We start from the raw sequence: 12092 nt of genomic DNA on the forward strand, positions 1-12092 counted from the left end.
TCGACAGGAAACGGGGGTCGGTGCGCCCGGAGAACTTCACCAGGGGCATGCACAGCAGGGACGCGTCCAGCCGGGACGACCCGGGATGCTCCATGTACGCGCCACGGACCGGATCCCACGCCGCGGTCTGGACGAACCGGTACGCGCGGCCGGCGTACTCCTTCCACTCGTTGGTCGGGCCGGGCAGGCCACGCTGCCGGGATATCCGGCATGCCCGCTCGAAGGCCACCCAGGTCATCAGCGCCGAGTAGGTGAAGCGCTGCCGGCCGCCGCGGGTCTCCCAGATGCCCTCGTCGGGCTCCTCCCAGTGCTTGGCGAGCCAGTCCAGCTGGCGGGAGAGCGCCTCCCACAGCTGGAAGGAGATCGGCGCGGCGAGCTTGTTGTAGAGGTACACCGAGTCCATGAGCTCGCCGTAGATGTCGAGCTGGAGCTGCCCGGCGGCGCCGTTGCCGATCCGCACGGGTTTCGAGTCGCGGTAGCCGCGCAGGTGCTCGAGGACGATCTCGTCGAGGTCGGCGTTGCCGTCCACGCTGTACAGGACGTGCAGGCCCTTGTCGCCGGGGGCCTCCTGACAGCGCTGTTCCAGCCAGTCCATGAACGCGGCGGCCTCGTCGGTGAACCCGAGCGTCATGAGCGCGTAGATGGTGAACGCGGCGTCGCGGATCCACGTGTACCGGTAGTCCCAGTTGCGGATGCCACCGAGCTCCTCCGGCAGGGAGGTGGTGGGCGCCGCCACCAGTGCTCCGGTGGGACGGTAGACCAGCAGTTTGAGCACGAGCGCGGAGCGGTTCACCATCTCCCGCCAGCGGCCGTGGTAGCGGCTGCGGCGCAGCCAGTTCTGCCAGTAGGTCAGGGTACGGTTGAACAGCTGTTCGGCCTCGCCGTCCACCAGCGGGCGGATCGGTGTGTTCCACTCCAGGACGACGTCCGCGCTCTGCCCCATGTCGAGCGCGAACGTCGCGGTGACGCCGGTGCCGTCGCTGGCCAGCGGGATGGCGGTACGCAGGGTGAGGCTGCCGACGGGGGAGTTGAACACCGCGCCCTGGCCGTCGACGATCGTCACTGTGTGGGATACCCGCCCGTAGTCGAAGCGCGGGTGACAGCGCAGCGAGAACTCGGCCCGGCCACGTACCGCCCTGGCCTGCCGGACGACCGCGTGCGGTGACTCGGTGACGTCGCTGTCCACCGGGACCATGAAGTCGACGACCTCGCCGACGGCCTGCGGGGCGAGGAAACGGGTCATCAGGACGTTGGAGTCCGGCAGGTAGAGCTGCTTGGCCCGGGAATCGGGGCAGTGGATGCGGAAGGAGCCGCCGCGTTCGGCGTCCAACAGGCTGGCGAACACCGAGGCCCCGTCGAAGCGCTGCGGACAGTACCAGTCGATGGTGCCGTCGGTCGCGACGAGTGCCACCGTGCGCAGGTCACCGATGACCGCGTGCTCTTCGATGGGCGGATAACCGGTCATGCGCATGAGTGGCCTCTCCGATGGGCTGTCGACAGAATCATCGCTCGGACCGTGTCCGTGGATCCTCGATCACGCGGGCGCTGTTCGGACGGCCGCCATCCATCGCCAGTCGTCGCCAGCCACCCGCATCCACCGACCCGGCCAGGGGCTTCCGCGAACGTACGTCCGGCCACTGGCCTGTGAGCGCCAACTTCTCGAAGTGTCAGGCGATACCGATCGATCGTCGTGGGGCTACCTTGGAGCACGTCGACACCGCGTCGGGCCTGCGCCGTCGACGTCGGTGCTGCCCGACGTCGCTTCGCCGCTAATGCGGTGTCCCGGAGGAACGCGCCGCGTACTGGTGGAGCGTGCCGCCGACGGACCGCCGCTGCCGGTGGCGTTACTGGTGGCGATGTTACGGATGGTGACGTCGGAGCTGGCAACGCTGGGGGCGGGGCCAGTTCGTGGTTGTCCGACGTCAGACAGAAATGATCATTGGGTTGGATCGTCGGTCGGACGCCTGCCAGCAACGGCCGAGACGGGTCGGCCCTGACCTGGGGTTATCATAAATTCGTAACGAAAAGTGTTCAGATGGGCGCAATCTGGGGCGGATCTGGAGTGAGGGTCCGGGCGTCCATGTCGGCGGTCGTTCATATCACTCTACGATCACAGCATGCCGGCGCAGGGACCAACGGCACAGAATGGTCAGGGCGGTCTTGTCATGTTCGCCAAAGGCGACCGGGTGTCCCCGGTTGATGATCTTGGCGGTGGGGTCTGGTCACGCTGCGGGACCGTCCTGGCCGTGCACGCGGCGCCACACCGTGAACCCACACCGGGTGAGGAGCGGGTCCGGGTCGAGGCGGCCGGCTGGTTACCCTTCGAGGCGCCCCGGGCAACCGTGCTGTGGGACGACGGCACGGCAGAGATCATCGCGGAGGATCGGTTGCTCCTGGTGTACGACCGGGTGGAGCCACTCGGCATCCGGGTCGTGACCATGGCCATGGCCGCCCCCGTCGACGTCGTCGAGCACGGCGGGCATGTCGTCCTGCTCCTGCGTGAGGGCCTGCTGCCGCCACCCGCGGTCCAGCACCTGCGGGAGAAACTGCGCAGCGTTCGGGCATCCTTCGTCCCCGCCGGCGTGGACGGCCGTTCACCGGCGGAGATCCGCCGCCGCGACCTCGACCTGCTACGGGCCCTCATCGCCCAGCTGACCGGCTGACCCCAAATTGTTGCTTTGCAACAATTTGGGGTCCCCTGCGTCTATGGCTGGTCGTCTGTGGTGGGTCTGCGATCACCTGTCAGTGATCTTGACGGGATTTGTCTGTGCGAGATTTCTTTGTGGCGACGTGGGGATTTCTGCGGCTGTGGCCGGTCGTTCGTGGTGGGTTGACCGGAGGAGCCGGGGAAGGCCAGGACGAATGTGGAGCCGCCGCTGTCGCGGCAGCATCGCATTCACGTCCTGCGGGCCTGCTGCGGGCCTGGTCGGGGATCCGCGTCCCGCCGGAGGCGGTCCCGTCGCGGCTTTCCCGTACCCGCCTCCCCGGGGCGCTGGTGGGTGTCGCTGGGCGGCACCGCGCCGACAGGCGGTCGGCCCGCGTCCCCGGGGCGCTGGTGGCTGGCTGTCCCTGTGCCGGGCGGGGGGCGGGCCCGGGACTGGGGTCCGTGCGTCGGCCGTCAGGACGTCCTCAGGACGTGGAATAAGGGCCGGGGCGCACGGACGGCCCGCCGTAGGAGCTGCCGTTGAGGCTGCCTCGTGGTGGCTGTTCCGTCATGGCCTGACTGACTTTGGACGCGATGGCTTCGGTCAGTCGGATCGCCTGCGTGAGTGACAGGTTCAGCACGATCTCGCTGTCATCGGTCATCGCAAAGCGCACCGAGACATCCGCCATGGTGGTTCCTTCCCTCCTGTGTCGGCTGTGAGGAGCCGGTTTGGTTCCTCCCACCATCCCTGATCGCGTAGTCGTACCGGCAGGCACCCCCCGGTAACCGATGAGCGCATCGGTGTGCTTCACACAATGATATTGCTAAATGCAAGATATTCCTTGCTCAAAGTAGGCGACTCGCGGTCCACTCTTGCTCTTACTTCACTTTAAGCGTCGGTACCGTTGCAGATAGCGCCTATTGTTGATTGCATCAGGAGGTCTCGTGACTGAGAACTCGGCGGTCCTCACGACCCGGTTGGTGGCCCGGGTCGTCCCGCGCCGCGGGGTCGACGGCCGTGCGCGCATGATTGCGATCACGCTTCTGCCGGGTCCGGGACTCCGGCCGAAGCCGTCTCCCGGCAGGCGGGCGAGGAAGCCGGACGGACCGGGCTTCCCCGCCAGCTGGGTGGATCGACCACCGACGCTTCCGCCGCGGGGGGTATGCGGGAAGCGGGCGGCGCGGTCGCGCTCCCCGTCCCAGTCATGACCGTTTCCGCTGTTCCCGGCGCTGTCGCCGCCGTTCTCGATCCCTCCGATCCCTCCGATCCCTCCGGTTCCTCGGGTTCCTCGGGTTCCTCCGCCGCCTCCGGTGGTTCCAGCGCCGTTGCCGGCGGCCCGGGCGCTGTCGCGGTCGCTTCCAGAGGTACTGGCCATGCTGTTGTCGATTCCGTTGCTGTTGCCATCGGCCCCGGAGCTGGCGCTGTTGATTCCGGCGTGGTCGATCAGGCTGCCGTCGAGTTCTGCGCCGGTGCGCCCGGTAGCGTCGAGATTTCTGTGATCATGCCTTGTCTCGATGAGGAGGCGTCGGTCGGGATCTGTGTGGCCAGGGCATTCGCCGGTATTGCCGACACCGGGCTCACCGGAGAGGTGATAGTCGTCGACAACGGTTCCACGGACATGTCGATTCCGGTCGCCCGTGCGGCCGGCGCACGGGTTCTGACCGAATCGCGGCAGGGTTACGGAAATGCCTGCCTGGTCGGATTCGCGGTGGCCCGGGGCTGTTATCTGGCGATGGGGGACGCCGACAGCTCGTACGATTTTCGTGAGCTTGCGGCGCTTGTCGAGCCACTGCGGGCCGGGCGGGCCGACCATGTTCGCGGTTCCCGTTTCAGCGGGAAGATCATGCCAGGTGCCATGCCCTGGTCGCATCGCTATCGGGGCAATCCACTGCTCAGCGGGATGCTCAACAGGCTCTTCGGTGCCGCCTCGTCCGACGCGCACTCCGGGATGCGCGCGTTCACCCGTGCCGCGTACGAGCGTATGCGGCCCCGGTGCGCGGGTATGGAGTTCGCCTCGGAGCTGGTCATCCTGGCCGCCCGCTCCGGCCTGCGGGTCGCGGAAGTGCCGATCACCGATCACCGCCGGGTCGGTGTGTCCAAGCTCCGTTCGCTGCGGGACGGCTGGCGGCATGTCCGTTTCATGTTGCCGCTCGCGCCCCGCAGCCTGTTCGTCATCCCGGGCCTGCTGTTGCTCGTTGCTGGTATGGCCGGGCAACTGGTGCTCCCGCTGCTGCTTCCCGATGCCGGTCCTCGCCGTTTCGACGTCCATTTCTGGGTGCTGTCCGCGATGGTCGCCGTCCTCGGCTGGCAGGTGGTGCTGCTCGGGGTCTTCACCGACATCCACAACCGCGTGTCCGGCCGGGCCGGCTACTCGCGTCCACCGCTCGCCCGCGGGTACCGGTACTTCACGCTGGAGCGTGGCCTGGCGGCCGGTGGCGTCCTGTTCGTCGTCGGCTGCGCTGTCGAGGCGGCCGTGCTGGGACGCTGGATCGTCACCGGCGCCGGCGCGTTGGAGCAGGCGCGACCGGGACTGCTGGCGATGACGGTAGCGGTGCTCGGCGCCGGGACCGGGTTCGTCTCCTTCTTCCTGCACCTGCTGACCACGGAAGGCGTCGCCGCCGCCCACGGCGGCACCGGGAGCCCACGGCCCGGCGAGCCAGCGAGCGGGCGAGCACCCAGTAGCCGACCGGAGGACCAGTCCCCGGAGCCTGGCCTGCCGAGCGACGGAGCCGGCGCACCGAGGAGCGGGGTCGGTACGCCGGGGGACGGGCGATGACCGCGGCGGCCATGACCGCCCCGCCGGGCGGGGTCGACCCACGGGTACTGGAGAACCACCTCGGCGGTGCGGCCGCGGCCAACTACCGGCGTTTCGAGCTCGATCTGGTCTCGCCGCACTGCGGCCGACGGATCCTGGAGGTCGGGTCGGGGCTGGGCGAATTCGCCGCGGGCCTGCGCGGATACGACCATCTGACCGTTTCCGACACCGACGCGTTCTGCCTGCGGGCGCTACGTGAGCGATTCGCCGGGCGGCCCGACGTCGACGTGATCGCGCTCGACGTGACCGGGTCCGTCCCGGCCGGGCTTGACGCGTCTGACCGCGACGCGGCCGGTTCAGAGCCGGACGGGTGCGGGACCGGTTGTTCGTGGTACTGCTGGCCGGCGGCGCGCTGCTGCGGGCCACGGCGTTGTTCGCCTGCTGGCCGGCCCTGGAGTTCTACGGGGACTCCTACTCCTACCTGTGGTACGCGAAGGAACTCCGCCCGGGCCAGGTCAGGCCGTTCGGCTACTCCGCGTTCCTGAAGCTGTTCTCCTGGTCGCCGTCCATCGCGGTCGTGCCCGTCGTCCAACATCTGCTCGGTCTCGGGATCGGAGCGGCGCTGTACGGCCTGTCGGTGCACCGGGGGCTGTCCCGCAGGTTGGCCGCCGCGGCGGCCGCGCCGGTGCTGCTGGACGCCTACCAGGTGAACATCGAACAGATGGTCATGGCGGAGACACTCTTCGCGGCGCTGCTGACCGCGGCGGTCCTGGCGCTGCTGTGGCGTGAGCGCCCGAGCGGGAGCATGTGCGCCGGGGCGGACGCGCTGCTGGCGGCCGCCACGCTCACCCGCTCGGTCGCGCTGGTGCTGCCGGTGCTCGCCGCGGTGTACCTGCTCGCCCGGTCGGTCGGGGTACGCCGGCTCGTCGCCTTCGGGGCGGGCGTCACCCTGCCCCTGGCGGCATACGCGGCATGGTTCGCCGCCGTGTACGGGAACTTCGCCCTGCAGAACGCCGACGGGTTCTTCCTGTGGGGCCGGGTCGCCGAGTTCGCGGACTGCTCGCGCATCCAGGTGACACCCCGCGAACTGCCGCTGTGCTCACCGCACCCGCCCGGGGAACGGCCCGGCCCGAACTACTACGACTGGGACGCGAACAGCCCACGAGCCGCCTTCGGCCCGTTCGGCGCCGAAACGAACACGGTGTTCCGGCGGTTCGCCCTCAAGGTGATCGTCGCGCAGCCGAGGGAGTACACCCGGCTGGTGGCGCACGACGTCACGCACTGTTTCGAGCCGGTGCGCCGTGTCGGCTCCCGGGACTGGTACCTGGCCACCTGGCAGTTCCGGGCGGGGCATCCCGATCCCCGCTGGCAGATACACCGGTCGCTGCGGGACTTCGACGGCGCGGTCACGCCCCGCCGCCACGACGCGGTCCTGGGCGGTCTGCTGCGCGGATACCAGTCGGTCGGATTCACCCCGGGGCCGTTGCTCGCCGGCTGTGTGCTGATGGGTGTGCTGGCGGCGATGGCCGCCGCCGGCTACGGGCTGCTCCGGATCCGTCAGGACTGTCTGCTGCTGGTGGGGATGGGTCTGGTTCTGCTGGTGGTGCCCTGCGCGACGGCGGTGTTCGACTATCGCTACCTGCTGCCGGTACTGGTCTGCCTGCCGCCGGCCGGGGCGTTCGCGGTGGCGCAGCTACGGCTCGTCCGCGCGCGGACCAGGCCGGCCGGCCGCCGCGCCGGGCCGGATCTGCCGACCCGGCCGGAGCCACCCCCGGGCCCGCCCCCGGACCTGGTCGGCCGGGCGGGCCGGACCGGCTGGCGGCGGCGCGTCAGATCCAGCCGGGGAACCACATCCTCACCCGCCACGCCGAGGTCGGGATCACCTGCGCCGCCATGATCGGATAGAAGTAGACGAACAGCAGCACGACGACGATCGCGTAGATGCCGACCGTCAGCGAACCGACCAGTCGCCGCAGGTCAGAGGCTGTTCGGGGGCCCAGGGCGACCCCCGCGAGCGCGGTCAGCCCGAGAATGAGGAACGGCAGCAGCGGCAGCGCGTAGAACAGGAACATCGTCCGGTTGGGGAAGGCCAGCCACGGCAGGAACGACGTTGTGAAGCCGACCAGGACGAGGCCGGCCCGCCAGTCCCGGCGACTGACCCACAGCGCCAGCACCCCGACCAGCGCCAGCACCCCGACCCACCAGATCGCCGGATTGCCGATCGCGAGAATTTCCCGGGAGCAGCCGGCCGGGGAGGTGCACCCGGGCTCCCCGGCCTTGGGCGTGCTGTAGAAGTAGGCGACCGGCCGGCCCAGCACCAGCCAGCTCAGCGGCTTGGACGCGTACGGGTGCGAGGCGTCCAGGTGCTCGTGGAAGTGGAAGATCTGCTGCTGGTAGTACCACCAGCCGTGCAATGCCGCCCACACGCCGTCACCGAAACGGTGGCGGTTGTAACCGCCGTCGGTGACGAACCATCCGGTCCACGTCGCGAAGAAAACGATGACCGGGAGCGGTATGAAGCTCACGAACCACTGCGGCCCGTCCCGTCGCACGGCTGCCAGGACCGGCCGTCGCGCACCCGCCGTCCGGCGTGCCCCGGCATCCCAGGCGATGGCCAGCGCGGCGAATCCCACGAGCGTGTAGACGGCGCTCCACTTCACTCCCAGGGACGCACCGAGACACAGTCCGCATGCCAGCCGCCACGGGCGCGCGCCAAGACGCGCCCCGAAGCGCAATTTATTACTATCTGTCTTGTAGAGGCTACTTAGTGATTCTTGATTGTCGTTTCCCGCTTCGGATACGTCCTTGCTCGCTTGCCCGCCGAGGGGGATGTTGCTGGCGTCCACGAGGCCGGCGGCCAGCCTGGCCCGTCCGTGATCTCGGTCGAGGACCAGGCAGGCCAGGGCCAGCACGAGCCCGGTCATCAGGAAGATGTCGAGGATGCCGATCCGGCTCTGGACGAACGCCAGGCCGTCGAAGGCGAGCAGCAGGCCGGCGAAACAGCCGAGCAACGTCGAGCGGAACATCCGCCTGGCGATCCGGGCAAGCACGAGCACCGCCAGCGTCCCCGCGACCGCGGAGGCGAAACGCCAGCCCAGTTCGGGACTGCCGTGGCGGATCCCGGCGCAGTCGGTGTACCCGAAGAGCCACTCGGACACGGCCATCAGCCACTTGCCCAGCGGCGGATGGACGACGAACCCGGGGCCGTCGCACCCGCTCTTGATGTCGCTCAGCTCGTAGCCGTGGGTGAGCAGGCCGTAGGCGTCGTGGGTGTAGTAGACCTCGTCGAAGTAGATGCCGCGCGGTTCGGTGAGCTGCCAGAACCGCAGGACACCGGCGACCGCCGCGATCGCCAGCGACGCGAGCCAGCCGGCGAGCCGGTCTGTTGGCATCGGCGGTGCCAGCCGCTCCCGCTGGCTCAGGCCATCGCGATTACTTTTAGTGACGACCGTGGTTCGCGGCTCGCCGCCGTCCACGATCGGATAGGTCGCTGTCACCGCCACCGCATCAATGTAGGTGGTGGCACCTGGCAGACTCGGCGGGTGTCCGGAACTCTGGTGCTCTGCGGTGCGCCGATCGGTGACGTTCGCGATGCCAGCCCCCGCCTGGGCGAGGTGCTGGCCCGCGCCGACATCGTCGCGGCCGAGGACACCCGCCGCCTGCGCCGGCTGACCGCGGCCCTCGGCGTCACCATCACCGGGCGGGTGGTCTCCTGCTTCGACGCCAACGAGTCCTCCCGCGCGGACTTCCTGCTCTCCCACCTGCGCGCGGGAGCCACCGTCGCGCTCATCACGGACGCGGGCATGCCGGCCGTGTCGGATCCGGGTTTCCGGGTGGTGGCCGCCGCCGTCACGGCCGGGGTGGCGGTGACGGTCGTTCCGGGGCCGTCCGCGGTGACCGCCGCGCTCGCTGTCAGCGGGCTGCCCACGGACCGTTGGGTGTTCGAGGGTTTCCTGCCGCGCCGGCCGGGCGAGCGCCGGTCACGCCTGGCCGAACTGGCCGGGGAGCGGCGCACACTGGTCATCCTGGAGGCTCCGCACCGGCTGCCCGCAACACTGGACGATCTTACCGCGGCCTTCGGACCCGACCGCGCGGCCGTGATGTGCCGCGAACTGACCAAGACCTGGGAGGAGATCGTCCGGGACGATCTCGGCGCGCTGGCGGCATGGGCCCGCGAGCGGGAGATCCGGGGCGAGATCACCCTGGTGGTGGCGGGCCGACCCGGGACGTCGTCGCAGCCGCAGCCGCAACCGGGCACGCCGGCCGCGGCCGTCCTCTCCGCCGCGCTCGCGGCGGAGGTCGCCGCCCGCGAAGCCGCCGGAATACCGCGCAAGACGGCCCTCGTGGCGGTGGCGGCCGAGCACGGGGTCCCCCGCCGTTTCGTCTACGACGCCGTCCTCGCCGCCAAGAACGACCGCAGCCGAACCGATCGGGGACATCAGCGCGGGTGAGCGCCGGCCCGCGCCGGACGTCGGCTGGCTGGTCCGGCCATGCAAGGGCCTAAACGTCCTGTTGCGGGCGCTCGCCGCCGGCCTGAACCGTCCTGGGTTTTTTAGAGACCGGGCGGTTCAGGCCGGTCGTTGCATTGCACCGGGCATCCATCGATATAGCCCCCAGGAGCATCCACGCCCGGCTTCCGCATCATCGTGGTACTCCGGACACGGACAACCTGAGAAGGTGTTTCGGTCTGACAGTGGGGTGCTGGTGAGGGAATGGCCGCCGGAGGGGTCAGCAGTTTCGTTGGATGGTCAGGGCCTTGATCATGGCAGCCCATTCGTAGCTGATCGCGTATGGCCAGCCGCGTAGTCGTGGGGAGACGGTGACGAACAGGGCGCGGCCCTCGTAACACCGTTTCACCCGTAGCCGCGCCCGGGTATCCTGCGGGGTCCCCACCACGATCATTACGGATCGCCAGCCATAACGGGTGGCCAGTTCCGCGGTCATCCGTGCCTCACCCTGGGTGGTGACCGGGTCCGGGCGGAAGCAGATCACCTGTATGCCGGGCAGGGCGGCCGGGCACGGGTCGTCGGCCCCGGGCGGGGTCGACACGGCCAGCACCGGTGCGTACCCGGCCCGGACCAGTTCGATCGCTCTGGCCAGCCGGCCGGGGCTGCCGGCATACATCACGATCGCGTCGACCGGCTCCGGGGCATCCCGGACCGGCCAGACGAACAACCGCCCGGTCGCGGTGAGGAACAGCACGGCGGCCAGGCCGATCCCGATCCCGACCCGTCCACCCGGCACCCGTCCGAGCCAGCCTCGCGTCCGAGCGGGCCGGTCCGGCATCCGCCTGAACCAGGCTGGCATCTGGGCGGGCCGGTCCGGTGTCCGTCCGAACTGGCCCGAAGCCCGGGTGAACTGGCCTGGTATCCGGGCGAGCCTGTTCGGTGTCCGTCTGAACCGGCCTGAAGTCCGGGCCCGGAGCGGGCGATGTTCCTGCCGGCCTGGGGTGGGACCCGGCATCCACCCGAATCGGCCCGGCTGCCGGGCCCGGGCGAACCGTCCCGGCAGCCGGACGGGTCCGCCCGGCTTTCTCATGAGGCGGTCATGGCGTGCTGCCGCGCCACCCCGATCCGCGAGCGAGGGTAGGCCAGTGGAGACTGCGCCCGGTCGGCGGGCCAGACCACATGCGCAACATCGTCCCGCCACTGCACGAGATGGCTGTGGTGACCGACCTGGAGGCCGGTGGCCTCGTCGAGACGGAAACGGCCCAGCAGAGTGGACGTGTCGAGCGTGCGCGCGGCGGCGAGCACATGAGGGTCGTCGGCCCGGCCACTCGCCCAGACACAGCGGCCCAGAACCAGCCCGGCCGCGTAGGCCACCGCCGCGGTCGCGGCCGGCAGTTGGTCGTACATCCGTTGGTAGCAGGCAACGAACTCGGACACACTCGGACCGGTGCCAGCATCCGCGGGCAGCCGTGGTGACCAGGCCCGCGGGCCCAGCAGGCCGTCGCGGCGATCACGCAGTGCGGTCAGCGCGCCGTCATGCCCGGCGGTGGAGAACGCCGCCGCCCGCCACGGCCTGCGCAGCAGCACCTCGGCCGCGGCGTTCTCGTCGTCCGGATCACCCTGGACGATCAGAACGTCCGCGGGCGGGAGCCGGCGTGCGGCGATCATGACCCGGCCGGGACGGAACACGCTGGAGGCGACCTCGAAGCCCAGCCGGGCCGCGGCGGCCCGCACGACGGAGACGACTTCCAGCGCCCGGTCGTCGGAGGCCAGCAGCACCGTGACCCTGCGGGCCTGCCGGTCGGCGGCGCGGACCGCGGCGAGCAGCCCCCGCGTCCACGTCGAATGAGGGGAGAGCAGATTGACGACGTTCGGGAACGCCTGGCGGACGAACCGGGTCGAGGGCGCGCCGATGTTGAACACGACCCGGTCGGTGGCGGCACACGCGGCCAGCGCGCTGCGCTGACCGTACGGACCGAAGATCACATCCGGCCGCGCCGCGGCCGCGGCACGCATCGCCGCCGCGGGATGCGGATGCGCGTCGTACGCGGTGACGTTGATGTCGTCCCACGGCGGCGGAAGCTGCTCATCACGAGCCCACAACGTGACCGCGCGCAGGGTGGTCAGACCGTGGACGGCCGCCGGACCAGTCAGCGGAGTCACCAGCGCAACAGCGAGCGACGAGGACATCGGTACCTGTCTACCAGGTGATGGGACTGCGATGTTCAACAGTGTGCCGACGTT

Annotated in this window: 9 protein-coding genes; 4 read left to right on the forward strand and 5 right to left on the reverse strand. The window is 70.0% G+C overall.

Annotated features, from left to right (window positions below):
• The coding region (locus CM1CMNOD_RS03175; protein ID WP_131773829.1) for a glycoside hydrolase family 15 protein at positions 1-1471 on the reverse strand (1471 nt) is incomplete at its 3' end.
• Between the two features lie 715 nt (positions 1472-2186).
• Here CM1CMNOD_RS03175 and CM1CMNOD_RS03180 point away from each other — a divergent pair.
• Complete coding sequence (locus CM1CMNOD_RS03180; protein ID WP_241247518.1) at positions 2187-2663, forward strand: hypothetical protein; 477 nt, start codon at positions 2187-2189, stop codon at positions 2661-2663.
• Positions 2664-3129: 466 nt separating this feature from the next.
• On the opposite strand, the gene CM1CMNOD_RS03185 is transcribed toward CM1CMNOD_RS03180, so the two are convergent.
• Positions 3130-3333 carry a hypothetical protein gene (locus CM1CMNOD_RS03185; RefSeq protein WP_013872226.1) on the reverse strand — a complete coding sequence of 68 codons (204 nt, stop codon included), beginning with the start codon at positions 3331-3333 and terminating at the stop codon, positions 3130-3132.
• Positions 3334-4080: 747 nt separating this feature from the next.
• On the opposite strand from CM1CMNOD_RS03185, the gene CM1CMNOD_RS03190 reads away from it, so the two are divergent.
• Both CM1CMNOD_RS03190 and CM1CMNOD_RS03195 read left to right on the forward strand, forming a co-directional pair.
• Entirely contained in the window at positions 4081-5421 is a 1341-nt protein-coding gene (locus CM1CMNOD_RS03190) for a glycosyltransferase family 2 protein (protein WP_237702968.1), read from the forward strand.
• A 349-nt stretch (positions 5422-5770) separates the two neighbouring features.
• Complete coding sequence (locus tag CM1CMNOD_RS03195; RefSeq protein WP_013872229.1) at positions 5771-7297, forward strand: hypothetical protein; 1527 nt, start codon at positions 5771-5773, stop codon at positions 7295-7297.
• Here the strand turns inward: CM1CMNOD_RS03195 and CM1CMNOD_RS03200 are convergent.
• Positions 7230-8903 (reverse strand): dolichyl-phosphate-mannose--protein mannosyltransferase, encoded by a 1674-nt coding sequence (locus CM1CMNOD_RS03200; RefSeq protein WP_013872230.1) that lies wholly within the window; start codon positions 8901-8903, stop codon positions 7230-7232. The genes CM1CMNOD_RS03195 and CM1CMNOD_RS03200 overlap by 68 nt on opposite strands.
• Before the next feature lie 39 nt (positions 8904-8942).
• Here CM1CMNOD_RS03200 and rsmI point away from each other — a divergent pair, with 39 nt between their 5' ends.
• Positions 8943-9851, forward strand: a complete 909-nt coding sequence (gene rsmI, locus CM1CMNOD_RS03205) for a 16S rRNA (cytidine(1402)-2'-O)-methyltransferase (RefSeq protein WP_050803318.1) — start codon at positions 8943-8945, stop codon at positions 9849-9851.
• Positions 9852-10128: 277 nt separating this feature from the next.
• Here rsmI and CM1CMNOD_RS03210 read toward each other — a convergent pair whose 3' ends face one another.
• Positions 10129-10686 carry a YdcF family protein gene (locus tag CM1CMNOD_RS03210; RefSeq protein ID WP_013872232.1) on the reverse strand — a complete coding sequence of 186 codons (558 nt, stop codon included), beginning with the start codon at positions 10684-10686 and terminating at the stop codon, positions 10129-10131.
• Positions 10687-10934: 248 nt separating this feature from the next.
• Positions 10935-12011, reverse strand: coding sequence for an ABC transporter substrate-binding protein (locus CM1CMNOD_RS03215; RefSeq protein ID WP_241245606.1), 1077 nt, complete (start codon positions 12009-12011; stop codon positions 10935-10937).
• Positions 12012-12092: the final 81 nt, after the last annotated feature.

The sequence above is a fragment of the Protofrankia symbiont of Coriaria myrtifolia genome, assembly GCF_900634755.1.
Classification (GTDB): Bacteria; Actinomycetota; Actinomycetes; order Frankiales; family Frankiaceae; genus Protofrankia; species Protofrankia coriariae.